At 73.6% G+C, this 25,924-nt stretch carries 27 protein-coding genes and 4 pseudogenes; 15 read left to right on the top strand and 16 right to left on the bottom strand.

The features are described from left to right. The first annotated feature begins 170 nt into the window (after positions 1 to 170). A complete protein-coding gene (locus tag AC07D6_RS32665) occupies positions 171 to 536 on the top strand; it encodes a hypothetical protein (RefSeq protein WP_479050445.1) in 366 nt (121 codons plus the stop codon). Positions 537 to 551: 15 nt separating this feature from the next. Here the strand turns inward: AC07D6_RS32665 and AC07D6_RS32670 are convergent, their stop codons facing one another. The 4 genes from AC07D6_RS32670 to AC07D6_RS32685 all read right to left on the bottom strand — a co-directional run bounded on the left by AC07D6_RS32670 (position 552) and on the right by AC07D6_RS32685 (position 3,845). Next, entirely contained in the window at positions 552 to 1,406 is an 855-nt protein-coding gene (locus tag AC07D6_RS32670; protein WP_479050447.1) for a cytochrome c oxidase assembly protein, read from the bottom strand. Then, complete coding sequence (locus AC07D6_RS32675; RefSeq protein WP_479050449.1) at positions 1,403 to 1,888, bottom strand: DUF2243 domain-containing protein; 486 nt, start codon at positions 1,886 to 1,888, stop codon at positions 1,403 to 1,405. The genes AC07D6_RS32670 and AC07D6_RS32675 overlap by 4 nt, the downstream gene beginning before the upstream one ends. A gap of 157 nt (positions 1,889 to 2,045) precedes the next feature. Continuing rightward, positions 2,046 to 2,636 (bottom strand): hemerythrin domain-containing protein, encoded by a 591-nt coding sequence (locus AC07D6_RS32680; protein ID WP_479050451.1) that lies wholly within the window; start codon positions 2,634 to 2,636, stop codon positions 2,046 to 2,048. 9 nt (positions 2,637 to 2,645) lie between these two features. After that, entirely contained in the window at positions 2,646 to 3,845 is a 1,200-nt protein-coding gene (locus AC07D6_RS32685) for a hypothetical protein (RefSeq protein WP_315880127.1), read from the bottom strand. A gap of 240 nt (positions 3,846 to 4,085) precedes the next feature. Between AC07D6_RS32685 and AC07D6_RS32690 the strand changes: the two genes are divergently transcribed. Next, a complete protein-coding gene (locus tag AC07D6_RS32690; protein ID WP_315880126.1) occupies positions 4,086 to 4,607 on the top strand; it encodes a DUF1360 domain-containing protein in 522 nt (173 codons plus the stop codon). Positions 4,608 to 4,686: 79 nt separating this feature from the next. Here AC07D6_RS32690 and AC07D6_RS32695 read toward each other — a convergent pair whose 3' ends face one another. The 3 genes from AC07D6_RS32695 to AC07D6_RS32705 form a co-directional block, all read right to left on the bottom strand. Then, the gene (locus AC07D6_RS32695) at positions 4,687 to 5,115 is read right to left on the bottom strand and encodes an SPW repeat domain-containing protein (protein WP_315880125.1); all 429 of its coding nucleotides are present in this window, start codon (positions 5,113 to 5,115) and stop codon (positions 4,687 to 4,689) included. Positions 5,116 to 5,226: 111 nt separating this feature from the next. Further along, positions 5,227 to 6,183 carry a Rieske (2Fe-2S) protein gene (locus AC07D6_RS32700; RefSeq protein ID WP_479050454.1) on the bottom strand — a complete coding sequence of 319 codons (957 nt, stop codon included), beginning with the start codon at positions 6,181 to 6,183 and terminating at the stop codon, positions 5,227 to 5,229. A 217-nt stretch (positions 6,184 to 6,400) separates the two neighbouring features. Further along, positions 6,401 to 6,940, bottom strand: a complete 540-nt coding sequence (locus AC07D6_RS32705) for a hypothetical protein (protein ID WP_479050456.1) — start codon at positions 6,938 to 6,940, stop codon at positions 6,401 to 6,403. A gap of 171 nt (positions 6,941 to 7,111) precedes the next feature. On the opposite strand from AC07D6_RS32705, the gene AC07D6_RS32710 reads away from it, so the two are divergent. Together AC07D6_RS32710 and AC07D6_RS32715 are read left to right on the top strand one after the other, a co-directional pair. Beyond that, on the top strand, positions 7,112 to 7,705 hold the full coding sequence (locus tag AC07D6_RS32710; protein ID WP_315880122.1) for a GNAT family N-acetyltransferase: 594 nt from the start codon (positions 7,112 to 7,114) through the stop codon (positions 7,703 to 7,705). Positions 7,706 to 7,827: 122 nt separating this feature from the next. After that, entirely contained in the window at positions 7,828 to 8,226 is a 399-nt protein-coding gene (locus tag AC07D6_RS32715) for a thioredoxin family protein (protein ID WP_315880121.1), read from the top strand. 58 nt (positions 8,227 to 8,284) lie between these two features. Here AC07D6_RS32715 and AC07D6_RS32720 read toward each other — a convergent pair whose 3' ends face one another. From AC07D6_RS32720 to AC07D6_RS32730, 3 genes are all read right to left on the bottom strand, one after another. After that, positions 8,285 to 9,469: a thiolase family protein gene (locus AC07D6_RS32720; protein WP_315880120.1), complete on the bottom strand. Its 1,185-nt coding sequence runs from the start codon at positions 9,467 to 9,469 to the stop codon at positions 8,285 to 8,287. 146 nt (positions 9,470 to 9,615) lie between these two features. Beyond that, positions 9,616 to 9,894, bottom strand: coding sequence for a hypothetical protein (locus AC07D6_RS32725; RefSeq protein ID WP_315880119.1), 279 nt, complete (start codon positions 9,892 to 9,894; stop codon positions 9,616 to 9,618). A gap of 219 nt (positions 9,895 to 10,113) precedes the next feature. Continuing rightward, on the bottom strand, positions 10,114 to 10,941 hold the full coding sequence (locus tag AC07D6_RS32730; RefSeq protein WP_479050460.1) for a TIGR02452 family protein: 828 nt from the start codon (positions 10,939 to 10,941) through the stop codon (positions 10,114 to 10,116). A 138-nt stretch (positions 10,942 to 11,079) separates the two neighbouring features. Here AC07D6_RS32730 and egtA point away from each other — a divergent pair, with 138 nt between their 5' ends. From egtA to egtD, 4 genes are read left to right on the top strand one after another with little or no spacing between them, the layout of a single operon-like run. Beyond that, positions 11,080 to 12,432, top strand: coding sequence for an ergothioneine biosynthesis glutamate--cysteine ligase EgtA (egtA, locus tag AC07D6_RS32735; protein WP_479050462.1), 1,353 nt, complete (start codon positions 11,080 to 11,082; stop codon positions 12,430 to 12,432). Then, positions 12,429 to 13,751 carry an ergothioneine biosynthesis protein EgtB gene (gene egtB, locus AC07D6_RS32740; RefSeq protein ID WP_479050464.1) on the top strand — a complete coding sequence of 441 codons (1,323 nt, stop codon included), beginning with the start codon at positions 12,429 to 12,431 and terminating at the stop codon, positions 13,749 to 13,751. The genes egtA and egtB overlap by 4 nt, the downstream gene beginning before the upstream one ends. A 7-nt stretch (positions 13,752 to 13,758) precedes the next feature. Beyond that, positions 13,759 to 14,589 (top strand): ergothioneine biosynthesis protein EgtC, encoded by an 831-nt coding sequence (gene egtC, locus AC07D6_RS32745; protein WP_479050466.1) that lies wholly within the window; start codon positions 13,759 to 13,761, stop codon positions 14,587 to 14,589. Continuing rightward, a complete protein-coding gene (gene egtD / locus AC07D6_RS32750) occupies positions 14,586 to 15,551 on the top strand; it encodes an L-histidine N(alpha)-methyltransferase (RefSeq protein ID WP_479050468.1) in 966 nt (321 codons plus the stop codon). Before egtC ends, egtD begins: the two co-directional genes overlap by 4 nt. Here egtD and AC07D6_RS32755 read toward each other — a convergent pair. The 3 genes from AC07D6_RS32755 to AC07D6_RS32765 form a co-directional block, all read right to left on the bottom strand. Beyond that, positions 15,446 to 16,375, bottom strand: a complete 930-nt coding sequence (locus AC07D6_RS32755) for a lysophospholipid acyltransferase family protein (RefSeq protein ID WP_479050470.1) — start codon at positions 16,373 to 16,375, stop codon at positions 15,446 to 15,448. The two genes, egtD and AC07D6_RS32755, sit on opposite strands and share 106 nt — an antisense overlap. Next, entirely contained in the window at positions 16,372 to 17,157 is a 786-nt protein-coding gene (locus tag AC07D6_RS32760) for a GNAT family N-acetyltransferase (RefSeq protein WP_479050472.1), read from the bottom strand. The genes AC07D6_RS32755 and AC07D6_RS32760 overlap by 4 nt, the downstream gene beginning before the upstream one ends. Positions 17,158 to 17,313: 156 nt before the next feature. Further along, entirely contained in the window at positions 17,314 to 18,561 is a 1,248-nt protein-coding gene (locus tag AC07D6_RS32765) for an extracellular solute-binding protein (protein WP_479050474.1), read from the bottom strand. 209 nt (positions 18,562 to 18,770) lie between these two features. Between AC07D6_RS32765 and AC07D6_RS32770 the strand changes: the two genes are divergently transcribed. Further along, positions 18,771 to 18,998, top strand: coding sequence for a dodecin (locus AC07D6_RS32770; RefSeq protein ID WP_315880110.1), 228 nt, complete (start codon positions 18,771 to 18,773; stop codon positions 18,996 to 18,998). Between the two features lie 158 nt (positions 18,999 to 19,156). Here AC07D6_RS32770 and AC07D6_RS32775 read toward each other — a convergent pair whose 3' ends face one another. Next, entirely contained in the window at positions 19,157 to 19,645 is a 489-nt protein-coding gene (locus tag AC07D6_RS32775; protein ID WP_479050477.1) for a phosphatase domain-containing protein, read from the bottom strand. 47 nt (positions 19,646 to 19,692) lie between these two features. Between AC07D6_RS32775 and AC07D6_RS32780 the strand changes: the two are divergent. The 5 genes and pseudogenes from AC07D6_RS32780 to gcvH all read left to right on the top strand — a co-directional run. Next, a pseudogene (locus AC07D6_RS32780) lies at positions 19,693 to 19,845 on the top strand (LLM class flavin-dependent oxidoreductase); the annotation flags it as partial. 692 nt (positions 19,846 to 20,537) lie between these two features. Beyond that, on the top strand, positions 20,538 to 20,894 hold the full coding sequence (locus AC07D6_RS32785) for a hypothetical protein (protein ID WP_479050479.1): 357 nt from the start codon (positions 20,538 to 20,540) through the stop codon (positions 20,892 to 20,894). An 80-nt stretch (positions 20,895 to 20,974) separates the two neighbouring features. Further along, a pseudogene (locus tag AC07D6_RS32790) lies at positions 20,975 to 21,091 on the top strand (GNAT family N-acetyltransferase); the annotation flags it as partial. Between the two features lie 264 nt (positions 21,092 to 21,355). Continuing rightward, a pseudogene (locus tag AC07D6_RS32795) lies at positions 21,356 to 22,551 on the top strand (IS110 family RNA-guided transposase). A gap of 99 nt (positions 22,552 to 22,650) precedes the next feature. After that, complete coding sequence (gcvH, locus tag AC07D6_RS32800; protein ID WP_479050481.1) at positions 22,651 to 23,034, top strand: glycine cleavage system protein GcvH; 384 nt, start codon at positions 22,651 to 22,653, stop codon at positions 23,032 to 23,034. A 98-nt stretch (positions 23,035 to 23,132) separates the two neighbouring features. On the opposite strand, the gene AC07D6_RS32805 is transcribed toward gcvH, so the two are convergent. Together AC07D6_RS32805 and AC07D6_RS32810 are read right to left on the bottom strand one after the other, a co-directional pair. Then, positions 23,133 to 24,410 (bottom strand): hypothetical protein, encoded by a 1,278-nt coding sequence (locus AC07D6_RS32805; RefSeq protein ID WP_479050483.1) that lies wholly within the window; start codon positions 24,408 to 24,410, stop codon positions 23,133 to 23,135. Between the two features lie 96 nt (positions 24,411 to 24,506). Next, a pseudogene (locus AC07D6_RS32810) lies at positions 24,507 to 25,141 on the bottom strand (IS701 family transposase); the annotation flags it as partial. A gap of 167 nt (positions 25,142 to 25,308) precedes the next feature. Here AC07D6_RS32810 and AC07D6_RS32815 point away from each other — a divergent pair. Then, a complete protein-coding gene (locus AC07D6_RS32815; RefSeq protein WP_479050485.1) occupies positions 25,309 to 25,713 on the top strand; it encodes a type II toxin-antitoxin system PemK/MazF family toxin in 405 nt (134 codons plus the stop codon). The last annotated feature ends 211 nt before the right edge of the window (positions 25,714 to 25,924 follow it).

Consider the following 25,924-nt stretch of genomic DNA (forward strand, 5'->3'; position numbering starts at 1 on the left):
TCCTGCCCCCCACCCCGCCACAACTTCCTCACCCTGCCCAAAATCCGCTCCGAATCCCCCGCCTTCGACCTCCACCACCCCGAAGTCACCGCCCTGGACCGGGGGTGGAACAAAGGCCGCGACGTGGTGGACCCCGAGAACGACACGATCGTCTCCGGTGAGGACCACAGATGATGCCGGGCCGCCCGCGGGAGCACACCGGAGCCGCGGCGGGACCGGAACGCCCGGGGGACCGCCTCGCGGCCGAGACCCGTCCGGGCGAGATCCGGCGGCAGGCCGACGCCTTCGCCCTGCGGCTGCCGTGGCTGACCACCGCCCAGCACGAGGAGGTCGCCCGCCTCTACGCCGAGGACCGCGTCGAGCAGGTGGAGCGGGCGCTGGGACACCTGACGCGCCGCGCCGCGGAACTCCGCGAGGAGTACGCCCGGCGGTATGAGCAGTTGCGCCGACGCCTCCTGTGCATGACCGCCGCCTCCCTGGCCGCGGGCGTCTTCGCCCTCGTCGGCCTCACCGCCTGGGTTCTCGCCCTGCGGTGAAGCAGCGGTCCCCCGCTACGCCCCCGCCCCTCCGGCCGCCGGTTCGAGACGGCCGGTGGCGGTGGTCCCGCGGGAGTCGGCCCTTCGGAGGGCCCGGCCCCCGCGCGTGTACCACTCGGCGGCGAGTACGGCGGCGAGGGCGAGTTCGGCCAGGTCACCGCCGTAGTACATGAGCTGCGCGCCGGTCTGCAGGTCAAGGGCCGTGAACGAGGTCCCGGGCGGCGGCTTCGCGTACAGCGTCTTGGCGAGCACGGCGTGGGCCGCGCCGGCGACGAGCAGGGTGGCGCCCCGCAGCGCCAGGCCCCACCGGTGGCGCACCGGATCGAGCCGGCACACGGAGAAGGTGAACAGCAGCCCCGCGGCCAGCAGGTGGGCCTGCACGGCGGCGCCCAGCACCGGCTGGTGGTGGGCGTCGGCGAGGACCGGCGAGCGGTGCAGCAGCCACAGGCCGCCCATGTCCAGCAGCGCCGCCACGGGCGGGAAGAGCAGCCACGCGACGGGCCGGGAGTGCGCCACGGCCAGCAGTCCCCGCCGTGCGTGCCCGGGCGGCAGGATGCGCAGCAGCAGCGTCAGGGGCCGTCCGAGAACCACGAGGACGGGGGCGGCCATGGCCGTGACGACGTGGTGCGCCATGTGCGCGGTGAAGGGCCCGCCGGGCATCGGCGTCAACATCGCGTGGGCGATGGCCATGCAGCCGGCGGCGAAGGACGCGTCGCGCCACCAGGGCCAGGCGTCGCCGCGCCCGCGCAGGCGGAGGGCGGCCAGGACGTAGGCCGCGGTCGCCGCCAGCGCCACGGCAGCGGCGGCCAGGCCGAAGACCCCCGCCGGATGGCCCGCCGCGGCGGCCGGGACGCTCGCCGCCGGACTCACGCGCCCGCCCCGCGGCCGTCCGCGCGGCGGCGGGCCCGCAGGGCCAGGAGGGCTCCGACGAGCAGCAGGAGCAGCCCGGCGGTGTTCCACGCCCAGTCGTAGGGGGTGACGTCCACCCCGTAGCGGATCTGGTGCACGCGCAGCAGCTTGTGGTCGACGACCCCGTCGAAGAGCTGGAAGCCCCCCAGCCCGAGGAAGAGCCCGGCCCGGGCGTGCGCCGGCGACAGGGCGCCCCGGCGGCGCAGGTCCGCGTAGAGGACCCCGCCGGCGACCAGGGCGCCGACTTCGGCGGTGTGCAGGAGCCCGTCGGACAGGAGGCCGACGCCCGGCGTGGAGCGGTCGTAGAAGTGGTGCCAGTGCAGGATCTGGTGGAAGACGATCTCGTCGAGCGCGGCCATCAGGGCCGCGCCGATCAGCGCGAAGACCGCCAGGGAACGCCGTGGCAGGGGGGTGCCCCGGGGCGGGGCGGCTCCGCTCGCCATCGTGTGGCTCTCTCCCCTTCTCCGCGGCCGTGCGCCTCTCCGCGTCTTCGCCGTCTTCGCCGTCTTGGCCGTCTTCGCCGTACTTTCCGGGTCCGCCCCGGACGGGGCCGGTGCGCGCCGCCTGTCCGCGTCGCGCACCGGCCTCCCGGTCGACCGGTCAGCCGCCCATCGCCGAACGCACGGCGTCCCTCGTACGGTCCATCAGCGCGGCGACCGGCCCCAGCAGCACGTTGGCCGTGCCGGACTCCACGCCCGGGTGGGGACGGGTCGGTGCCATCGCCTCGGCCGCCTTGACGCCGCGGGCCATCGCCGCGAGCCTGCCGGCGTCACCGCTGCGCCGGATGTGGGTGAACTCGTAGCGCTCCTCGGCACGGGCGTGCTCCTGGACCGCCGTCCGCAGCTCCAGCAGCCGCTCCGCGAAGTCCGGGGAGTCGGGATCCATGTCCTCCAGGGAGGCCAGGACCTCCTTGGCCTCGCGCTCCTCGGCGAGCCGTTCCTCCACGACCGCGTCACCGCCCGGCACGTTGCGGCGCGCGAAGGGGTGCACCACCTCCTCCTCCGCCGTCTCGTGCACGGCCAGGAGGCGCACCAGGTGGCGGAACGCGTCCCGCCGCTCGTCGCCCGTGGCGCTCTCGACCTCGTCGAAGAGGTTGCGGATGTCGCCGTGCTGGCGCATCAGCAGCGACACGACGTCGTCGTCCGTCGCGTTGTCGTCCCCCGCCTGCGGGGTGGGCGCGCTCTTCGCCATCGCGTGTCCTCACTTCTCCCGCAGGGCCGGATCGGGGTGCTCGCCCTCGGTCTCCAGCCGGTACTCCCGGCCGAACATCTCCTGGTGCTCGTCCATGACCCGGTCGCTGGGCGGCGCCTCGTCGCCGTGGAGCCGCGCCTGCATCGCCTCGAACCGCTCGTGCGCCTCGCGCACGTAGCCGGCGCCCAGGGTGGTGAGGTCGATCTGCGTGTCCAGCAGCTCGCGCAGGTACGCCTTGTTCGGCTCGAAGGTGAGCACGTTCGGCAGCTGCGGCGCCAGCACCTCCGCCGGGTCGCGGCCGTCGTGGCGGCGCATCAGGTCGCAGGCGGCGTGCAGGTGCTCCAGCTCCATGTTGAGGTGCAGCTCCCAGATCGCCTTGATCCTGGGGTCGCTCTCCTGCTCCATGAAGGAGTAGTAGAGGTAGCACTCGTTGTACTCGTGGTTGACCAGTTGCTCCCACCACGTCTCCCCCGGGTCGACGAGCGACTCGTAGTGGGTGACGTGCTCCTCCTCGATGAGGCCGATCTCCTGGTACAGCTGGCGGGCGATCGGCTCCATGTAGGTGGGGCCGGTGTTCATGTAGAAGTTCATCGTCTGCTGCTCCGCCGACATGATCGTCAGCGCGTGCAGCTTCGACAGCGGGTTCGTCTTGTCCTTGGCGTACGGGTCGCGGACGTTGTCGACCGGGGCGCGGTGGTGGAACCTGGTGGGCCGTCCGGGCATGACCTCGGTCAGCCCGTCGACGATCGACTCGGCCTTGCGGTGCTCGATCATCTCGTACAGGTTCGCGTACCGGTACAGGTGGTCGAAGTCCTCCAGGACGCCGAACTGGTACGCCTGCTTCAGGTACGGGTCCGGCTCCATCCGCGCCACCCACGCGGTCAGGTCGACCGCGACCTGCTCGTAGGCGATCGTCGTCTCCAGCACGGAGGACACGCCCGGGAGGAGCCAGTTGACCGCCTTCTGCTGCTGCGCCTCGATGTAGCGGACGCTCGCCAGCTGCCGCTTGACCTCGGGGTCCAGCGTGTGGCGTGCCATCTGGTGGCTGAAAAGGATCGCCTCGACCTCGATGCCGTTCATGGTGATGATCCGGCAGCGGGTGTACGGGTCGCAGTGGTCGGGGTCGATCGGAGCCACGTTGAGCTCCCGCCAGCTGCGGACCTGGCGGTCCAGCGGGATGCCGCGTTGCTCCAGTGGGTTGAACGTCATGGACGGTTCCTTCGCGAGTGCGGGATCACAGCGGGGGCCGGGTACCCGCGATACGCGCCCTATGAGAAAGAATGGCGTGATCTCCATGGGTATGGCCGGTTCCTTTCCATCCCTACCGTGTCGGACCGCGGCCCACCAGCGCGGTGCTCCAGGTGGCTCACCCCCCGGAACGGGGATTCGCGCGGGCACGCGAGGGCACCCGTGGCAGGGCCATCCACGGACGAAGGACGAGGGAACGGGATGTCGGAACTGATCACACGCGTCGCCGAGCGGCTGCGCCACGCCTACGCGCGGGAGGAGGACCCCTCGCCGGTGGGCGGGCACGCCGCCGCGCTCGCCGCCTTCGCCGGCTACACGGCGGCGTGGGCGGCGGCCGTACGGTCACGGGGGCGCCCGCTGCCCGAGCGGCCGGAGCCGTGGGACCTGGCGTTGACGTCGGTGGCGGCCTTCCGGTTGAGCCGACTGGTGAGCAAGGGCGCGGTGACGCGTCCCCTGCGGGCGCCCTTCACGGAGTACCGGGGGCCACAGGGGCCCTCCGAGGTGCACGAGGAGCCGCGCGAGGGCGCCGCCCACACGGTGGGCGAGCTCGTGTCGTGCCCCTTCTGCCTGAGCGTCTGGACCGTCACGACCCTGACCGCCGCCGGGCTGCTGTGGCCGCGGGCCACGCGCACGGTCACGGGCGCCCTCACCGCCCTGGCCGGGGCCGACACCCTCCAGCTGGCCTACAGCGCGCTGACCGAGAAGGTCACCGGCGGCGACTGACGGCGACCGTCCGCCGGTACGACGCCACAGGGCCGCGGCGGGGCCTCGGGCCCCGCCGCGGCCTCACCGCCGCTCCACCTCACTCCTTCCGGTGCCGCCCGCTCCCGGCCGGCCTCCCCTGCCGTCCGCTTCCGGCGCCGTCCGGCGTGGAAGGGCCGTACAGCAGGAGCGAGACGACCGACAGGACGATCAGGACGCTTCCCGCGGCCACGTCGAACACATGGGCCCCGTCGGCGAAGACCACGGTGTCGCGGAGCCCCAGCAGCCACGGGGAGGCGACCAGCCAGGCGCCGGCGGCCAGCACCGTCAGATCCGCCCACCTGCCCAGGTGCCACTTGAAACGGGCCATCGCCACGAACAGCACCAGCATGCCGACGCCCAGCTCGTTGCGGTGGGCGTCCTTGGCCGCGTCGGGCTCGCCGTTGACCCAGGGGGCGACGAACAGCGCGACGGCCGTGAGCAGCAACAACAGGCTGACGAGCTGGTCGCGTTGTCCTTCCCTCAGCACCCGCCGGGTTTCGGGTGCCAGGGACTGATGCGCTCTCGGTACCGCTTTCCCTACCATGCCTCGCGCTCCCTTCCCCACTTCGGTGGGCACTGCACTTCGGTGTGCACTGCCTCATGCCGCCTCGGCGGCGTCGTCACCGGCGCCGGCGGTGTGCCGGAGCCGTACTTCCAGGCGGTCGCCGACGACGCGGGTGTCGAAGGACGGCTGGGGTGCCGTCGCGGGCCCGCGGACGTTCCAGCCGTCGGCCAGCCGGAACACGCTGCCGTGCCAGGGGCAGCGCACGCAGCCGTCCTCGATCTCGCCTTCCGACAGCGGTCCGGCCATGTGGCTGCACCGGTCGGCCAGCACGTGGACGGCGCCCCCCTCCTCACGGACCACCATGACCGCCACCTCGCCGACGTGGCGCCGCACCGCGCGCCCCACCGGGAACTCCGCGACGTCGCCCACCGCGTGCCAGCCCGCCTCGACCACGTGCGGGACGTACTCGGCGTGGTTGGCGCCGGACGCCTGGCGGTAGGCGAGGTGGCCGCCCAGCGCGCCGCCGGCGGCGACCACGGAGAGTCCGGCGTACCCCAGCGCCTTGCCGCGCCGGATGCGCCCGCGGCGCCTCGCGGCGTACGAGGCCGCGTACAGGGCGACCCCGGTGACGTTGGCGGCCGCGTGCACCAGCCCCACCCGCTGCTGCTCCTTCGGCAGCTCGGCCCAGTCGGTCCAGCCGGCCAGCGCCGCCGGTCCCGCCGCGGCCAGCCCCACCCCGATCAGGGTCCGCGCCCCGCGGCGCCGGCCGGGCAGCGCGTCGAGCACCCCCGCCGACAGCCACGTGCCGATGGGCAACTGCACCATCAGCGGGTGTACGGGGTGCCCGAGCCAGCGCCCGTGCAGCGCGTCCCGCCCGGCCCCCAGGGGGACCGCCCGGACCGCCGCCCGGACCGCGTCGATCAGCCGGTCCGCCCCGGGCCACCGCTCCAGCCGGTCCACGCCCCGCAGGACGCGCCCGGGTCCGTCGGCCGACGGGAGAAGCCGCCGCGCGGTCTCCGCCGCACGGTAACGCGTGAGTGATCGCTCCATGCCGGAGCGAGTAGCCCTCCGCGGGCCGGGGAAACTCCGGGACCGGCTTCCCGGCACGCGTACGGGCCGCGTGCCCCGGGCGACACCGACCCGGAACCCGGGGAGAAGGGCGCGAGGGGGCCCGCCGGCCGGGTCCGGCGGGCCCCCGGGGAGGGCGGGAGCGGTCGCGTGCGGCAGGAACCGGGTCCCGTGCCCGGCGCCGGGCCGGGCGCGCGGCTCACCGTCCGCGCCCGTAGGAGTCCCCGCGGGGGATCGGGCCGACGTCGGCGTGGCGGCCGGGCCGGACGGCGGCGTGGCGCTGCCCGGGGCCGGGGCCGTCCGCAGCCGCCAGGGCGTCGGCGACGGCCCCGGTCACGAAGGCGTAGACGGCCTTGTGCACCAGGTCCACCACCAGTTCCCCGCGGGGCCAGGTGGCCGGCGGGGCGCCGACCCCGGTGGCGTTCTCCAGAATCTGGTCGTTGGTGAGGCGGACCACGGCGAACTGCGCCGAGGACCACGGCCCCCGGAGCCCGGCGTGGGCCATCACCGACCGCAGGACGCCCAGTACGGTGGCCTGGCCGAAGTGCATGGCCCAGTTCACCGGCACCGGCTGCCTGCCGGGCCGCTCCGCCATGCCGGTGAGGCGTTCCAGTACACGTGCGGGGACGTGGGAGTCGGGACGGCCGGTGAGGCGCTGCTCGACCTTCTCGCCCAGCGTCATCACGACGCCGCCCGCCGCACCCGCCACCAACCCTTGCCACAGAGCGCGCTTCATCATGGGGCGCCGGGTACCCGGTCCGGCCCGGTCGACCCGCCCGCGGCGCCCCGCCCCGGGCCGGGGACGGGGATGGGAGGGACCGCGGGCGTGCGACCGCCGCACCACCCTCCCCCTTTTGCACTAGGGCATTCACCTGTTGAGGCTAGTGCAATGGCGGGTTAGGGTACGTCCATGTCTGCCACGAGACCCGCGCCCACCACCCTTGTCGGCCGCCACGTGCGCCTGGAGCCGCTGGACATGCGGCACCTCCCGGACCTGTTCGCCGCCGGCGGGCGGGACGAGGAGGTGTGGCGGTGGCAGGGCGGGCCCGCGCCGCGCAGCGAGGAGGAGTTGGCCGTGAAGGCCCGGGGCCTGCTGGCGAAGGCCGAACGCGGGGAGTACGTGCCGTTCGCCGTCGTGCACCGCGCCGAGGGCCGGGCCGTGGGGTGGACCTGCTACATGGACGTCGACGTGGACGACGAGCGCCTGGAGATCGGCTGGACCTGGTACGGGCGCGCCTACTGGCGCACCGCGGTCAACACCGAGTCCAAGCTGCTGCTCCTGACCCACGCCTTCGAGGAACTCGGCATGGGCCGCGTGCAGTTGAAGACCGACCACCTCAACCAGCGCTCGCAGGCGGCGATCGCCCGGCTCGGCGCACGGCGCGAGGGGGTGCTGCGCCGGCACCGGCGGCGGCCGGACGGCACCTGGCGGGACAGCGTCTACTTCTCGCTCCTCGCCGAGGAGTGGCCGCCGGTGAAGGAGCGGCTCGCCGCGCGGCTCTGAGCCGGACGGGCGGGGCGGGACGGGAGGGGGCGTGGCAGCGCCCCGAAAAGGGGCAGGGGAATAGCCACGGCCCCGGGCACCGTTGTGCGGGGCACCGACGGACCCCCTGAGAGGCGGACGGCATGAGCACGATCGAACTGACCAAGGAGAACTTCGACCAGGTCGTGTCGGACAACGACTTCGTCCTGATCGACTTCTGGGCGTCGTGGTGCGGCCCGTGCCTCCGGTTCGCCCCCGTCTACGAGAAGGCGTCGGAGCGCCATCCCGACCTCGTGTTCGCCAAGGTCGACACGGAGGCGCAGCAGGAGCTCGCCGCCGCCTTCGACATCCAGTCGATCCCGACCCTGATGATCGTCCGGGAGAACGTCGCCGTCTTCGCGCAGCCCGGCGCGCTGCCCGAGCCCGTCCTGGAGGACGTCATCGGGCAGGCCCGCGAGCTGGACATGGACGCCGTGCGGAAGGCGATCGACGAGGCCGAGGCGGGTGACCGCGCCCCGGGGGCCCCGGGCGGCGATCACTGATCCCCCGGCGGGGCCGAACCCCGTCCCAAGCGGGCGCGGGGCCCGGCCCCGCGCCCGTTCACCGTTCCAGGACCACCGCGATGCCCTGGCCCACCCCGATGCACAGCGCCGCCACGCCCGTGCCCGAGCCCGCCGCCGCCAGTTGGTGGGCGACCGAGCCCGCGAGGCGGGCGCCGGACGCGCCGAGCGGGTGGCCGATCGCGATGGCGCCGCCGCGCGGGTTGACGATCGCCGGGTCCAGTTCCGGCCACTCGGCCAGGCAGCCGAGCGCCTGGGCCGCGAACGCCTCGTTCAGTTCCATGACGGCCAGGTCGGCGAAGGAGCGGTCCGACCGGCCCAGGGCCCGCTGGACCGCCTCCACCGGGCCGAGCCCGAACAACTGCGGCTCGATGCCCGTCACCGCCGACGCGCGGATCCGCGCGAGCGGCTCCCGGCCGCAGGCGCGCAGGCCCTCCTCGTCGACGAGGAGGAGGGCCGCCGCGCCGTCGTTCAGCGGCGAGGCGTTGCCCGCGGTCACCGTGCCGTCCGCGCGGAACGACGGCTTCAACTTGGCCAGCGCCTCCATGGACGTCGTGTCGCGGACGCTCTCGTCGCGGGGCAGGTCCACGCCCTCGTACGGGACGACCTCGCCGTCGAAGAGGCCCTCCGCCCACGCCCGGGCGGCCTTGCGGTGGCTGGCGAGCGCGAAGGCGTCCTGCTGCTCGCGGCCGATGGCGTGCTTGTCGGCGATCTGCTCGGCGCCCTCGCCCAGCGACACGGTCCACTCGGCCGGCATCCTCGGGTTGACCATGCGCCAGCCGAGCGTCGTCGAGTACATCTCCTGGTGCCCGGCGGGGAACGCCCGCTCGGGCTTCGGCAGGACCCAGGGGGCGCGCGACATCGACTCGACGCCGCCCGCCAGGACGACCGACGCGTCGCCCAGCGCGATGGCGCGGGCGGCCTGCACGACCGCTTCGAGGCCGGAGCCGCACAGGCGGTTGACGGTCACGCCGGGCACCGTGACGGGCAGTCCGGCCAGCAGGACCGCCATGCGGGCCACGTCGCGGTTGTCCTCGCCGGCGCCGTTGGCGTCGCCGAAGTAGACGTCGTCGATCCGCGCCGGGTCGAGGTCCGGCGTGCGGTCGACCAGCGCCCGTACGACGTGCGCCGCGAGGTCGTCGGGGCGTACGGAGGAGAGGGCGCCGCCGAACTTGCCGATCGGTGTGCGGACGGCGTCGACGATGTAGACGTCGCGGATGCTCATCGGGGCTCTCCCACGGCCTGGTGCGCGCACACGGGCCCGCACGCGCGCATACGTACGGTGAACGGATGTTCACTATCGACGGGGTGAGTCTCCGGCCCCGGGGCGGTCGGTGTCAACGGGCGCCCGCCGTCGGCCCGGCGCCGCCCTCACCCCCCGCGCGGCTCCGCGACCCGTGCCGACAGGCCGTAGTCCAGCTCCGACCCGTCCACCAGGAGCGCCTCCACGGTACGGGTCTCCGGGTCGATGTCCGCGACCATGCCGCCCCCGGCGTACCGGGGGTAGCCGGAGGCGCCCGTCTCGCCGGTGGCGTCCACCACGGCCGAGCGGATCGCCACCTCCGCGAGGTGCGCGGCGTCGCGGCCCTCCGCGTGCTCCGGCACGATCAGGATCTCCAGGCGCCGCGGGTGCTGCCGATGTGTGTCCATGGTCGTGACGCTAAGGACGTACGGCGCTCCGCGCACGTCAGGGGCGCGCCGGAGGGGCGCGCGCGACGCGACCACGAGCGCCCGCTCGCCGGCACGAGACCCCGGAACCGACGGGCGGCGCGGGACCCCGGAACCGCCGGCCGGCGCGGGCCCCGGGGCCACCAGACGGCGCGGGGCCCCGGAACCGACGGGCGGACGCCGCGGCCGGAGCCGTACGCCCTACCCCGCGGGGAACGCCGCGCGGAACGCCGCCGCCGTCCGCCCCTCGCGGGTCCGGTCCAGCACGGCGAACACGACCTCGTCGAAGTGGCCCGCGAACCGCCCCTCCCCGGTGAGCAGCGCCCTGAAGGCGCCCGCCACGTCGGCGGGGTCGTTGCGGAAGACGCCGCAGCCCCAGGCGCCCAGCACGAGGCGGTGGTAGCCGTGGGCGACGGCCGTCTCCAGGACGCGCTCGGCGCGCGACGCCAGGGCGGCCGGTATGCGGGCGGCCCGTTCGGGCGCACGGGCGCGGATGACGCCCGCGTTGGGCGCCGGCGAGGTGAGGAAGCCCACCGTGTACGGGCGGTCGAGGAGCCTGCCGCGGTCGTCGCGGAAGACCGGCACGCCGGGCGAGTGGATGACCCGGTCCGTGTAGAACGGGTCGCGGTCGGCGCGGTGGTGCTCGTAGTACCCGGGGGCGCGCAGCAGCGTGGCGTACAGGGCGGAGGCGCGGCACAGGGCCTCCTCCTGGGCCTGGGCGCCGTTCAGGTAGCCCCCGCCGGGATTGCGGGCGGAGGCGAAGTTGAGGACGGCGACGGGGTCGCCGGGGGCGGCGGCGGTGAGCCGGCGCGCCGCCTCGGTGCTGGACTCCCCGGTGACCTCGACGCGGGTGGTCCGGTCCGTGTCCGGAGTGGCGGGGACGGGCCCGGGACCGTGCAGGGCGGTGCCGTCGAGGGCCCGGGCCACCAGCTCGGCGATGCGGACCTCAGCGCCGCCGGGGGTCCGGTACCGGCCCGCCGCGACGATCTCTTCCGTCTCCCGTGCGATACCGCGTAGACGTGCGCTCATACCCCGCATCGTTCGCGATCATGCGGAGGGGCCGCAACGGGTTTGTCCGGCACGTGCCGTTCCCCCGGGCGCTCTTGTGCGGCTCCGCGACGGTGGCTTAGGTGGGACGGTACGCCCCGCGACAGGAGGAGCTGGACCATGCCGTCGAGCGCCCACCCGGACAGCGGTTCGCCGCTGTCCGAGGACGAGGCCGAGGACCTGCTGCGATGTATCTGCTTCAAGACGGGCCCGCCCCGCGCGGTCGGGGTCGAGCTGGAGTGGTTCGTCCACGACCTGCACCGCCCGCACCTGCCCGTCCCCCGCGACCGTCTGCACACCGCCTTCACCGCCCTGCGCGCCCTGGACCTGGGGTCGCCGCTCACCCTCGAACCCGGCGGGCAGCTCGAGCTCAGCTCGCCGCCTGCCGCCTCGCTCGCCGAGTGCGTCGCCACCGTCTCCGCCGACCTCTCCGCCGTACGCGCCGCGCTCGCCCGTCTCGGACTGACCCTCACCGGCTCCGGCACCGACCCCTGGCTCCCCGCGCGGGACCGGCTGCTGCGCGAGCCCCGCTACGACGCGATGGAGGTCTACCTCGACCGCTGGGGCACCGCCGGGCGGTTCATGATGCGCGACTCGGCGTCCGTGCAGGTGTGCGTGGACTCCGGGTACGAGGAGCCGGGCCCCCTCGGGTACGAGCGGCGGTGGCGGCTGGCCCACCTGCTGGGCCCGGTGCTCGTCGCCACGTTCGCCAACTCACCGGTCCTGCACGGGCGTCCGACCGGGCTGCGGTCCACGCGGCAGTCGCTGTGGGCGACCGTCGACCCGTCGCGGGGCCTGGCTCCGCCCACCGGCCGGGAGCCGCGCGGCGCGTGGGCGCGGCACGTGCTGGACACGCCGGTGATGTGCGTGCGCACGGCCGAAGGGCCCTGGGCGGTACCGGAGGGGCTGACGTTTCGCGCGTGGCTGCGCTCCGGGGCGCTGCGGGCCCCGACCCGCGCCGACCTCGACTACCACCTGACGACGCTGTTCCCGCCCGTACGGCCGCGGGGCAGCCATCTGGAGCTGCGCATGCTGGACGCGCAGTCCGGCGACGACGGCTGGATCGTCCCCCTGGCCGTGACGACGGCCCTGTTCGACGACCCGGAGGCGGCCGACGCGGCGTACCGGGCGCTGCTGCCGCTGGCGGAGACGGCCGGGCCGCTGCCCCCGCCGAGGGACGCGCACTGGCGGGCGGCGGTCCGGGACGGGCCGGGCGCGCCCGCGCTGCACCGGGCGGCCGTGGAGTGCTTCCGGCTCGCCCTCGACGCGCTGGACCGCTCGGGCGCGCCCACCGCCGTGCGGGACGCGGTGGCCGCCTTCCACGAGCGGTTCGTGCTGCGACGCCGCTGCCCGGCCGACGACCAGCACCCCGCCCCCGTCCCGTCGCCTCCCCCGCGTTCCGTCCGTCCCGCCCCCACGGCCGCGACCCCTTCCGGTCCCGGCCCCGACTCCGGGAAGGAGCCCCGCACATGACCGTCACCACCTCCCCCGAGGCGCTCCGGCAACGGGCGTACGACGCGCTGGCGGCGGCGCGGGCGCGCACCGCCCTGCTCACCGACTGCGTCGACGACGGCGAACTGACCGCCCAGCACTCCCCGTTGATGTCCCCGCTGGTCTGGGACCTGGCGCACATCCCCAACCAGGAGGAGCAGTGGCTGCTGCGGGCCGTGGGCGGCCGTGCCGCGCTGCGGCCCGAGATCGACCCGCTGTACGACGCCTTCCAGCACCCCCGCGCCACCCGCCCGTCCCTGCCGCTGCTGTCGCCGCACGAGGCGCGGGCGTACGCGGCCGAGGTCCGCGACCGGGTCCTCGACCTCCTCGGCGCGGCCCGACTGGAGGGCGATCCGCTGGTGGACGCCGCGTTCGCGTTCGGGATGGTCGCCCAGCACGAGCAGCAGCACGACGAGACCATGCTGATCACCCATCAACTGCGCCGGGGCCCGGCCGCGCTGTCCGCGCCGGAGCCGCCGCGCCCCGCCGACGACGCGGCCGGGCTCCCCGCCGAGGTGCGGGTGCCGGGCGGGCCGTTCACGATGGGCACCTCCCACGACGAGGAGCCGTGGGCCCTGGACAACGAACGCCCCGGGCACGTGCGGTCCGTGCCCGCGTTCTTCATCGACACGGTGCCGGTGACGTGCGGCGCGTACCGACGCTTCGTCGACGACGGCGGCTACCGCGACCCGCGCTGGTGGGCGCCCGAGGGCTGGGCGCAGATCCGTCGGCACGGCATCGGCGCGCCGCTGTTCTGGCGGTACGAGGGCGGGCAGTGGCTGCGGCGGCGCTTCGGCGTCGTGGAGCCCGTGCCGGACGACGAGCCGGTGCTGCACGTCAGCTGGTACGAGGCCGACGCCTACGCGCGCTGGGCGGGCCGGCGGCTGCCGACGGAGGCCGAGTGGGAGAAGGCCGCCCGGTACGACCCGGTGTCCGGCCGGTCGCGGCGCTACCCGTGGGGCGACGCCGAGCCGACCCCGGACCACGCCAACCTGGGGCAGCGGCACCTGCGCCCCGCGCCGGCCGGCGCCTACCCGGCGGGGGCGTCCCCGCTGGGGGTGCGGCAGCTCATCGGCGACGTGTGGGAGTGGACGGCGAGCGACTTCCTGCCGTACCCGGGTTTCGTGGCGTTCCCGTACCGGGAGTACTCGGAGGTGTTCTTCGGGCCTGCGCACAAGGTGCTGCGGGGCGGTTCGTTCGCGGTGGCGCCGGTGGCGTGCCGGGGGACGTTCCGGAACTGGGACCTCCCCGTGCGGCGGCAGATCTTCGCCGGTTTCCGCACGGCGCGGGACGCGGGGTGAGGCGCTGATGTGCCGTCACATCGCCTGGGTCGGTGACGGGGCGGGGCCGCTCGGGGAGCTGCTGGTGGCGCCCCCGCACGGGTTGTACCGGCAGTCGTGGGCGCCGCGCCGCCAGCGGTACGGGACGGTCAACGCGGACGGTTTCGGCGTCGGCTGGTACGCGCCGGACGACCCGGTGCCGGCGCGCTACCGGCGGGCGGGGCCCGTGTGGGCGGACCCGTCGTTCGCGGACCTGGCCCGCGTGGTGCGCTCGCGCGCGGTGCTGGCCGCCGTACGGGACGCGACCCTGCCCGGCGCGGACGGGGAGGCGGCCGCCGCGCCGTTCGCGTCCGGGCCGTGGCTGTTCAGCCACAACGGGGCGGTGGCCGGCTGGCCGGGCGCGGTCGCCGCGCTCTCGGCCGGACTGCCGCCCGCCGAACTGCTCTCCCTGGAGGCCCGCAACGACTCGGCGTTCGTGTGGGCCCTGGTGCTGCACCGGTTGCGGCACGGCGACCCGCCGTCGGGGGCCCTGGCCGGCGTGGTCCGCGACGTGGCGGCGGTCGCGCCCGGGTCGCGGCTGAACCTGCTGCTGACGGACGGCGGGGCGGTCACCGCGACCGCGTGGGGCGACACGCTGTGGTACCTGGCCGGGCCCGGCCGGCGCGTGGTCGTCGCCTCGGAGCCGTACGACGACGACCCCGGCTGGTGCGAGGTGCCGGACCGGACGGTGCTGACCGCCACGGCGGACGGCGTCACGGCCGCTTCCCTGGACGCGCCGCCGGCCCCTCCCCCCGCCCCCTCCCCCGATCCGCACCCGAGGCGTACGTCCGCCGAACCGCTCGAGGAGTCCCCCGCGTGAGCCCGTTCCTGCTGACCCGCACCCTGCCCGAGGGCACCACCGGCGCCGATCTCCGCGCCGACGTGCGCAGCGGCCTGACCCGCACCCCGAAGGAGCTGCCGCCGAAGTGGTTCTACGACGCGCGGGGCAGCGAGCTGTTCGAGGAGATCACCCGGCTGCCGGAGTACTACCCGACCCGCGCCGAGCGGGAGATCCTCGTCGCGCGGGCGGCGGAGATAGCCGGGGCGGTCGGCGCCCGCACCCTGGTGGAGCTGGGGTCGGGCTCGTCGGAGAAGACCCGGCACCTGCTGCGGGCGCTGCGGCCGGAGCTGGTGGACTACGTACCGGTCGACGTCAGCGAGTCGGCGCTGACCGGCGCGGCCGGGGCGCTGACCGAGGAGCTGCCCGGGCTGCGGGTGCACGCGCTGGTCGCCGACTTCACGCGGGGCCTGGCACTGCCGGGCACGCCGGGGCCGCGGCTCGTGGCGTTCCTCGGCGGCACGCTGGGCAACCTGCTGCCGCGCCAGCGGGCGGTCTTCCTGCGGTCGGTGCGGTCGCTGCTGGAGCCGGGGGACGCGCTGCTGCTCGGCACGGACCTGGTGAAGGACGAGGCGACGCTGGTGGCGGCGTACGACGACGCGGCGGGGGTGACGGCGGAGTTCAACAAGAACGTGCTGTCGGTGCTGGCGCGGGAGCTGGGCGCGGACGTCGATCCGGACGACTTCGACCACGTCGCCCTGTGGGACCGGGACAACGAGTGGATCGAGATGCGGCTGCGGGCGCGGCGCGCGCTGACCGTGAAGATCCCCGAGCTGGATCTGGCCGTGCCGTTCGCGGCGGGTGAGGAGATGCGGACGGAGGTGTCGGCGAAGTTCCGTCAGGAGGGCGTCGCGGCGGAGCTCGCGGCCGCCGGGCTGGAGCTGTCGCGGTGGTGGACGGACGGGGAGGGGAGGTTCGCGCTGTCGCTGGCGGCGGCGGTCTGACCCGGCGGGGCGGCGGTCGCGGCCGTCCGGGCGGCCGGCGTGGCCTCCGGGCCGGCGACCGCCGCCCGTGCGGCGCGGGCGAGGGCGCGGCGGTCGGGGTGGGCGCCGTACGGGATCGGGGCGAGGATCCGGATCTCGGCGGTGAGCCGCCCGGCCGTGGCGACCCGCCACAGCGAGGCGGCCAGCGGGTCGTCGCCGACGAACGCGGCGGGCCCCAGGGGCCGGTAGGCGATCCGTACGGGCTGGACGGGGACGCCCGCGTCGAGGGCGGCCTGGAAGGCGGCCGGGCGGAACCTGCCGTGGGCCCGGCCGCACCACGTGGAGCCCTCGGGGAAGACGACGACGCGGCGCCCGGCGGCGAGGGCCCGGGCGAGGGCGCGGACCGCGCCCGGCAGGGCGCGCAGGCGGTCCCGGTCGAGGAAGAGGGTGCCTCCCAGGGCGGCGAGCGGGCCGAGCAGCGGCCAGTGGCGCACCTCCCGCTTGGCGACCATCCGGCCGGGCAGGACGGCCGCGACGAGGGGGACGTCGAGCCAGGAGACGTGGTTGGCGACGACGAGGAGCGGCCCGGGCGGCGGCGGGGCGCCGGTGACGCGCACCCGCACGCCGAAGGCGCGCAGGACGGTCCGGCACCACAGGCGGGTCAGCCGGTGGCGGGCCGCCGGGGGGAGCGGCGCGGCGAGCGGGGCGAGGACCACCCCGGCGAGGACGGCGGCCGGTCCGGCGGCGAGGCGCAGGGCCGCGCGCAGGGGTCCCGCCGCCGGGTGCGCGGGGGTGGCGCACCGCCCGGGGGTGCAGGGCGCGGACGGCAGCCAGGCGCTCGTCACTCCGCGCCGAGGGAGAGGAAGTGGCGCAGGTAGCGGGGGTTGGTGCGGCGCATCGACAGCAGGACGTACAGGTCGGCGGTGCCGAAGTCCGGGTCGTGGGCGGGGGCGCCGCACACCCAGGCGCCCAGGCGGAGGTAGCCGCGCAGCAGCGGCGGGAGTTCGGTGCGGGCGGCGGGGCGGGCGGCGCCGTCGGGGGACCACAGGCGGCGCGGGGTGACCCAGTACTCCTCGGGGGCGAGGTGCCTGGCCTTGACGGCGTCCCAGGTGGCGGCGGCCAGGGTGCCGCCGTCGGCGAGCGGCAGGGAGCAGCAGCCGGCGAGCCAGTTGTGGCCGGTGCGGGCCATGTAGCGGGCGATGCCGGCCCAGATGAGGGAGATGACGGCGCCGTCGCGGTGCGCGGGGTGCACGCAGGAGCGGCCGACTTCGACGAGGTCGTCGCGGAGGGGCGCGAGGCGGGTGAGGTCGAACTCGCCGTCCGCGTAGAGGCGCCCGGCGACGCGGGCCCGCTCGGGCGGGAGGAGGCGGTAGGTGCCGACGACCTCTCCGGTGGCCCCGTCCCGTACGAGGAGGTGGTCGCAGTACGCGTCGAAGGCGTCGCTGTCGAGGCCGGGCTCCGGGCCGTCGAGGCGCGCGCCCAGTTCGCCGGCGAAGACGAGGTGCCGCAGGCGCTGCGCGGCCCGCACGTCCTCCTGCTCGCGGGCGAGGGAGACCCGGTAGCGGGACGCGGGCACCGCCGGGGCGGGCGGGGCGGTGGTGACCGGGGCCGGGGTCGTGGTGGTCATGGTGGCTCCTTGGGCCGGGCGGCGGGGGCGGCCGCGGGGGTGCGGTGGCCCGTACCCCTACTTGTGCCGTCGCCGCCTGGCCTCGACGTGACCGCCCGGCGGAGCGGGGATGTGCGGCGGCTGAATGCCCGGTTCGCCGGCCGCCGCGCCCGAGGGTCAGCCCGCCAGGGCGTCGGTGATCCGCTGGGAGGCCCGGCGCGCCGCCGCCGCGGGGTCCGCGCCCTGGAGGACGGCCGTCATGTACGGCTTGATGGGGTTGTCCGCCTCGACGTCGGCCCACTTCGGGGAGTTGGGGGTGGCCCGCCCGTGCGCGGCCCCGGCGGCCATCGCCGCGGTGGCCTCCTCGCCTTCGACGACGGAGGCGAGGGAGGTCTTGTTGGGCACGTGGTTCATGGTGCGGGCGAGGTCGGTCTGCCACTCCTTGCCGGCGAGGGCCGTGACGACGTCGATCGCGGCGGCGCGTTCGCCGGCGTTCACGGGGACGACGAGGTCGGAGCCGCCGGTGAACACGGCACCCGGCTTGTCGGCGGTCTTGCCGGGGATGGGGAAGAAGCCGAGCTGGGAGGCGAGGGCGGGGTTGCGCTCCTGGACGGCGGCCGCGGCGCCCGGCGTGGCGATGATCTGGGCGACCTCGCCCTTGGCGAACACCTCGGCCTGCGGCGGGTTCTCCTCGTCGGAGTCCTTCGGGCCGGAGCCGAGGGACTGGAGTTCCTCGTAGAACTCCATGCCCCTGAGGGCGGCGGGGGTGTCGAGCGCGCCGACCCACCGGCCGTCCTTCTCCACGGCGAGTTCGCCGCCCTCGTCCCAGACGAAGCCGGAGAGGGTGTACCAGTCCTGGCCGGCGAGGTAGATGCCCTGGGCGCCGGTGCGGTTGATCTTCTCGGTGGCCTCCAGCCACTGCTCGCGGGTCTTGGGCGGCTCCTCGATGCCGGCCCGCCGGAAGAGGTCCTTGCGGTAGATGACGACGCGGTTGGCCGCGTACCAGGGGATTCCGTACTGGCTGCCGTCGATGCTGCCGGGCTCGGCGAGGCCGGGGACCCAGTCCTCGTGGCCGAGGTCGCGCACGGACTCCAGCGTCAGGTCGTACAGCAACTCGGTCTCGGCGTACTGGGCGACCTGGGTGTTGCCGACCTCGATGACGTCCGGGGCGTCCTCGCTCGCCAGGGCCGCGGTGACCTTCTTGCCGATGCCGGTCCACTCCTGGAGGACGATCTCCAGCCGGACATCGGGGTTCTCCCGCTCGTACGCGGTGGTGAACCGCTTCAGGAACTCGTCGGAGGCGCTGCCCTTCATCAGCCAGACGGTGACGGTACGGGTGCCGCCCTGACCGGGGACGAGGCCGCAGCCGGCGAGGGCGAGGGCGGAGACGACCGCGACGGGGCAGGCGAGCAGGCGCTTCTTCACGTAGGTCACCTTTTGCTTCCGGTGCAGGGAGGACGGACCCGACGTGGGGGGAGCGAACGCGTTCGCACGGGCGATGGCTGGATTTTGGTATGTACCAATGGCCGGGTCAAGTCCGGTGCGCTCCGCCTCGCGGTCCCGGGCGGCCTGGGGCACCGTGGAAAGGGCGCGCCAGCGGGCGCGCGCGCACCACCGGCGACGAGGAGGCCGCCATGTCACACCACACGTACCGCGTCACGGAGATCGTGGGCACCTCGCACACGGGGGTGGACGAGGCGATCCGCAACGGGATCGCGCGGGCCGCGCAGACGCTGCACAACCTGGACTGGTTCGAGGTGACGCAGGTCCGGGGGCACCTGGAGGAGGGCAAGGTGGCGCACTACCAGGTGGGGCTGAAGGTGGGCTTCCGGCTCGACGGCCCGGACGCCGGCGAGTCCTGAGCCGGGCCCCGGCCGCGCGGGCACCGGCCCCCGCCCCGCGCGGGCGGCCCGGCCGGGCACGGCCGTGCCCGCACGGGGGCGGACCCGTGCGGGGGCAGACCCGTGCGGGGGCGGGGCGGGCCGCTCGGGACGGGCCGTCCCCGCGTGGGGCGGGCCCGTCAGGTACGGCCCTCCTTCTCCTGCGCCCGGCGCAGCGCCCGGGAACCGAGCGCCCAGTCGGCGCGCACCACGTGGAACCCCGCCCTCGCGGCGTCCTCGCACACGAGCTCGTCGTCGTCGACGAGCATGCGGACCTCCCGGTTCCGGCCGAGCCGGCGCAGCACCTCCAGTTTGGTCAGCCGGGCGGGGCGCCGGTCGTCGTCGCGGCGCATGTGGAGGCGGCCCCGGGGCAGGCCGTGCGCCGCGAGCCAGTCGAGGCTGTCCTGCCGGCAGCGCTCGGGGCGTCCGGTCAGGTAGCGGATCTCGCACTGCCGCGCCGCCTCCAGGCACAGGGCGACACCGGGCGGAAGCGGCGGGTCCTGCGGGGCGGCGCCGAAGAAGGCGTCCCAGTCGCGCGGCGTGCGCTCCAGGAAGTGCAGCCGGTGCCGCGCGTCGGAGAGGGTGTTGTCCAGGTCGAACACGGCCAGGGGTCTGCTGTCGCTCGTCACGTCGTCAGCGTAGGGAATCCCTCCGGGCGGGAGGCGTTGAACCTGACGTGAGTCCTTCAACCGCCGCCCCGCTGCCGTTCCGCCTCTCCGTCCTGGACCGCTCCCGCGTCCGCGAGGGCGGTGACGCCGCCGGGGCGCTGCGGGACACGGTGGAGCTCGCGCGGGAGGTCGAGGCGCTGGGCTACCACCGGTTCTGGGTGCAGGGTACACCCTGCTAGCTGAAAAGTGGCAGGTCAGAGCCGCTTGGACCTCCTCAGGCCCTCCGTAGTGGCCGCCATGGGACAGTTGCTGACCAAAACCGTGCCCGCGTGAGCGCTGCGGTCACCGTCGCGCTGCTGACCGTCGAGCACGCCGCTGAGGCCCCGGCGATCTACCAGGCTGGCACCGACGAGGGCAACGCCCTCGAGGTCATCGCCCACCTGGGAACAACTTCGACACGACGAAGCTGCCCGAGCACCGCTTCGCCGCCCTCGACGAGACCGGGCGGGTCTTCGGCTGGGTCGCCGCCACGAAGGTCTCCGACCGGGACGCGTACGCGGGCGTCGTCGAGCACTTCGTCTACGTCCACCCCGACGCCCGTGCCGCGGGGTCGACTCCATGGGGCGGCAGGAATCTGGACCATCCAGTCCGCCATCTTCCCCGAGAAGGCCGCGAGTCTAGCCATGCACGAGCGGGCGGACTTTCGGGTGCTCGGGGTACCCGAGCGTATCGGCTGTCACTACGGCGTGTGGCAGGACGTGATCCTTGTCGAACGCTACAGCCGCGTCGGCTGACGTCTCGCATGGCCTTTCAGGCCCTGCTCACGACTTGCGGAGGCCATGAGGGAAAGCGTTGTCGGCGCAGCGTCGTAAACTGTGGTCAAGGCGCGGGGCCGAACAAGGATTGAGGGTTCATGCGTCGCTCTCGCGTCACCGCGGCAAGCTTCATCGCCCGCGTGCTTCCCGACCCGTACGAGACCGCACTCGGAGGTCCGGACCCCGAAACCACTCACCATCTTCTGGCTGCCGTCCACGCGGATTTCTGCTGCCCGCCGACCGGTCACTCGTTTTCCTGGCAGGACTGCTATGACGCGGCACAGGAGCGTCCCCTGCCACACAAGGCGAGCTTCCTTCTGGACTGGCGCGGCGACCCGGTACCCGTCCCCGCCCACATGGGTGGCGAGGCCGCCGACCGGGCCCGTACGGCCCAGGCTGCCGCAGCCCGCATCCACCGAGAGGCGCGGGGTATGCCGCTGGGTAACCAGAGCTGAGAGACTGCCGGCCGCACCCCTCTCCGCAGGGACGCGGCCGGACCGTCGCCCGCTGCGGGCGGAGCCTGCAGCGTCTTTTCGCGCTACACGAGCGCGCAGGGTTCCGGGTGATCGGCGCCCGCGAGCGCATCGGTCGCCGCCGGGACCGCTGGCGGGACGTGGCCCTTGTCGAACGCCGCAGACCCCAATCCCGGTGACCGGCGCAGGGTCCCGGCTGGTAGAGCTCAGACGGCTCTACCTTCTTGATCGGGTTGATCGAGCCATTCGTAGGGTTGGGTCGCCCAGGGGTGCTGGGTGTGGCTATCAGGCGGCTGCCGTCTCGTGGTTTCCCTGGCTTCGCCGCCCGGCGCCCCACGACGACTCGGCCGCCGATTAGGAAGTGCGAACAAGTCGCTGTGTAGAGCAATGCCGGCGAGGTCGTCCGTGGCACGTACAGAACGAACACGCACGTCAGGAGCGCGATGAGCCGGATATGGGCGGGGATCGACAGTGGCAAGGGGCACCATCACGGCCTCGCCCTGGACGCGGACGGCAGGACGCTGCTGTCGCGACGGGTTGCCAACGACGAGCCCGAGCTGCTGGAGCTGATCGGGGATGTCCTGGATCTGGCCGACGGCCGTGAGGTCACCTGGGCGGTTGATATGACCGGCGGCGAGCCCGCGTTGCTGCTGGCTCTGCTGGTCAGTCACGGCCAAGAGGTCCTTTACATGCCCGGCCGGCTGGTCAACCGGGCCTCCGACGGCTACCGCGGCGAGGGCAAGACCGACGCCCGCGATGCTTACGTGATCGCCGACCAGGCGAGGATGCGCCGGGACTTGCGGCCCATCCGCCCCGGCGACGAAGCCGCCGTCGAGCTGAAGCTGCTGACCGGCCGCCGGGCCGACTTGGTCGAGGACCGCACCCGCGTGGTCAACCGCCTGCGCGGCACCCTGCTGTCCATGTTCCCGGCCCTGGAGAGGCCCTGGACATGACCAACACCGGCCCGCTCAGGCTGCTGACGGGCTACCAGACCCCAGCCGCGATCCGCCGCGCCGGGGCCACTCGGCTGACGAAGTGGCTGGCCAACCGCAAGGTCCGCAACGCCAGAGCCTTGGCCGAAGCGGCCGTCGAGGCCGCCGAACGCCAGCACACCGCCGTCCCCGGAGAGAAGACCATCGCCAAGCTGGTCCACACCCTGGCCGAGGAGGTGATGGCCCTCAACGAGCACATCGCTGAGCTGGACGAGCTCATCGAGGGCCGGTTTCGCGAGCACGAACTCGCCAGCATCGTCCTGAGCATCCCGGGCATCGGCATCACCCTCGGAGCCGAGTTCCTCGCCGCCGTCGGCGGCAGCCTGGACGAGTTCGACTCCCCGGACGCCCTGGCGGCCTTCGCCGGTGTCGCCCCGGCGCCTCGCGACTCGGGCAAGGTCAGCGGCAACCTCCACCGGCCGCGCGTCTATCACCGAAGGCTCCAGCGGGTCCTCTACACCTCCGCCCTGGTCAGCGTCCGCTACGACCCCAACTCGCGGAGGTTCTACGACCGCAAACGAGCCGAGGGGGAGAAGCACGTCCAGGCTGTGCTCGCACTGGCCCGCCGACGTGTCAACGTCCTTTGGGCGCTGATCCGTGACCGGCGGCCCTACCAGGTCATACCGCCCGTTACTGCAACCGCTTGACTTGGGCCTGCGACTTCGTCCGAAAGCGATCAACGGGTTGTTCTCTGTCCTGCAAGATGGCAGTGGCCATGTGGCCATCGCCTTGATTGGAGAACGCTCGTGTCCGATATCCCTGCCGATCTGCGCTTCGCTGAGAGCCACGAGTGGGTACGCCTTGAGAGCGACGGCACCGTGTCCGTCGGCATCAGCGACCACGCGCAGGAGGCGCTTGGCGACATCGTCTTCGTCGAGCTGACCGAAGTCGGGAAGGTCTTCGCGGCCGGCGACCAAGCCGGGGTCGTGGAGTCCGTCAAGGCCGCCAGCGACATCTACGCCCCCGTCGGGGGAGAGGTGCTCGCCGTGAATGAGGACCTTACCGGCAGCCCTGAATTGCTGAACGCAGACCCGTACGGCGCGTGGATCTTCAAGCTGAATCCGTCGAACGTGCAAGAGCTCGACAGGCTTCTCGATGCCGCGGGCTATAAGGCGGCCATCGGCGAGTGAGGGCTGGAGCGGCGGCCTCCAGGTTGCCGCTCCAGCAGGAGATCCAGGCCAAGCCCTGGAGCGAACAACGATCCCTCCAAGACACATTGACAACAGCATTAGGAAGCCAGGAAGCGCCTGCATCGGTCGATGTCTCCGGGACTCAACTGGTTGTCGCCCAAGGTGCGCATCACGCTGGTGTCCCACGGTCGTGTTCGGTCTTTGGGTGGCGTCAGGAGCACGGCGAGCGTGAGGGTCTCGTCCGCGAGCCCTGTGTGCTGGCCAAGTTCGTGGTGTCGGAGCATGACGTAGGACATGAAGGTTGCTTTCACCGAGGGATCGTGCCGGGTCGCAGTCCCCAGAATCAGCTGGCGAGATCCTCTGCCGTTGACCACGCGGCGCCAGCGCCACGCGCACTGGCCAAGGGGCGCTCTGCGTACCGCATCGAGCATTTCCAGCAGGAGCCGTCCCCAGTTGGCCCGCTCGCTGACGGGCAGGAGAGCATCGAGTTCGGACATGAGGGTGAGGCGGTTCGCCTCCGTCATGCCATCGTGCATCCCGCTTGTGGCGATGTCTTCGAAGATCACGCGGGTGACGAGGTGGGCCCGATCGGCGGAGGATGCCACGGGTGTCTGAGGCAGGCGCGGGAGGGAGACTCGCTTACCGCCGAGCTCGTTGACTGCGTCGGTGAGCTCCCCGGGCTCGGCTTCGAAATCGTGTGCGGCGAGTTCGTAGTAGCGGACGGGTTCGTCCCCCAGGGGCACGGGTGGCCGTTCGGCCGCTCGGAAGAGGTAGTCGAGTACTGCTGTGGTCGAGCGCAGTTGGTTGAACAGGAAGTCCCAGTCCCGCCGTGCCAGGGCGATGCTCGGCATGTCTCCCACTGGACAGTCGATGATCGTGTCCGCTGGCACGCGATCGTGGTCGAGAACGACGACGGCTATCCACTCGTAGTCCTCGCCCCGTACCGTGATCGTGCGTCCGCGGCCGTTCTTCAGCTCGGTCGGCATCGTACGCAGGCTCCGTACCGTCCCTTTGGCCTGCCGTGCGGCCTTGCTCCCTCGACTCTGGAGCCACGAACGCTCACCGGCCTCGTCCTTGTACTCGCCTTCGCGGCTCTTGATCTGCACACTCGCGCCCCGACCACCGGCCAGGAGTATCCGGTCCCCGATCTCGCGCTGGCCTGAGGAGACCTTCCGGATCGCGGAGCGGAAGACGAAGTCAGGCAGACCCCACATGGCGGCCGCCTGATGGGCCGCGAGCTCGGCGCCCGTGCCTTGGTCAACGCCTTCGGGAAGTGGAAGTGCCGCAGGCACCGTTCGGACGCACACGCCTGTAGGTGTGTCGACGATGAGCTGTAGTACCTGTGCGCCGGGAGCCGCCGTGTTTCGGTTGTCCATCGCCTCATTAGACGGCAGCGTGGCCACGTGCTGTGCCACTTTTCACGACGAGGCAGTACTCAGTGCAGCAGCTCGGCGATCGCCCGAGCGGCTTCTCGAGCAGGCCACCGCGAGGACGTAGCCGGTGCCGCGTTCCTCCGGTGCGGTTCGCAGCCTGGGGTTGCCGCCGTAGACCTCGTCACCCGCGACCCATGCGACCTGATAGCCGGCCGGCGTCCAGGAACCGGGCGACCATGCGGGCAGCCAGCTCCAGTTTGGTGGCGAAGGAAGTCTCCCCGCCAAACCCGGCGGCGCGGCAGCGGTCGGGGTCGGAGGTCATGAGCGCGGGACGTACAGTTCCCGGTCCACCGCCGCGTGCCCGCGCCGGCCAGCGTAGACCAGGTAGACGGCGACCTGAGCGTTCTCGATCCTACCCGCGGTGCCGATGTACTGGCGCTGGACGCCGACCGTGCCGGTGCCCTTCTTCACATCCCCGGTCTCGTCGACCACCAACACCGCTTGGTCGTCGCGCAGGTGCTCCACCACGTACTCGCGCAGGTCGTCGCGTACCTGGTCGGCGTCCCACTTGGCCCGGCCGAGCAGGTGCTGCATGCCGTTCGGGGTCCTCTCCCGGCCCATCCGGCGATGGTCCAGCAGTTCTTGCGCGACAGGTCCGACAGCAGTCCGAACACCAACTTCCGGACCCGGAAGCGAGGTTCGACCCGTGCGAACCGTCCCGCTATCCGGCTCATCAGGCCCTCGAACGCCTCCTGCCAGCGGGCAGGGTCTACGCTGTGACCTGCGGCCACCGCATGATCGTTTGTCTTCACACACCGAGGATCAACGGGTGGCCGCACCCGTCTCCACGGCGCGTCGGGGCCGCGCAGCGTCCGCCCGCCGTCCTGCGTCAGGAGGACATGTGCAACGTGGCGAAGTCTGGTGGGTGGAGTTCGACGAGCGGCGGCCGGTCGTGCTGCTGTCGGGGGACGACGCGTCCGGGATCCGGGTGATGCAGGTCGTCGCTCCGGCTGGTATCGACATCACCGGTCTAGGCGTCGAAGTGGCAGTAGGCGCCGTGGAAGGACTGCCCTTTGAAGGCGTGCTGCGGTTCGCGTTCCCGCGTCCGGGCTTTACCCCTTGCACGTGGCTGACCACCGTTTCCCGGGACGACCTGATCGAGCGGGCGGGCACCCTGTCCTCCGCGAAGCTCAGCGAGGTTGAGAACGCCCTCCGACTCGGTGAACAGGAGAAGGAGGGGACCCCGGCGACGACCGCGAAGCTCAGCGAGATAAGGGACGCCCTCCGTCTCGGCGGACTCGCGTAGGCCAAGAAGGAACGGACGCCCCCGATGGCGTGGCCGATCTGGTCCAGACGATCGACGCTGGCCACCTGTCTCCTCGGCGCCCCTCACCATCGAGATCACGAACTACGGCTGGAGTACTAAGGGTTGTCCCGTAAATGATCTGCGGGTCGCCTCGGGCATGGTTGGCTGCCGTGCGGCCCACTGGCCTATCCGGCGAGGGCGAGGTTGTGCA

It is taken from the genome of Streptomyces sp. NPDC045287, assembly GCF_056432325.1.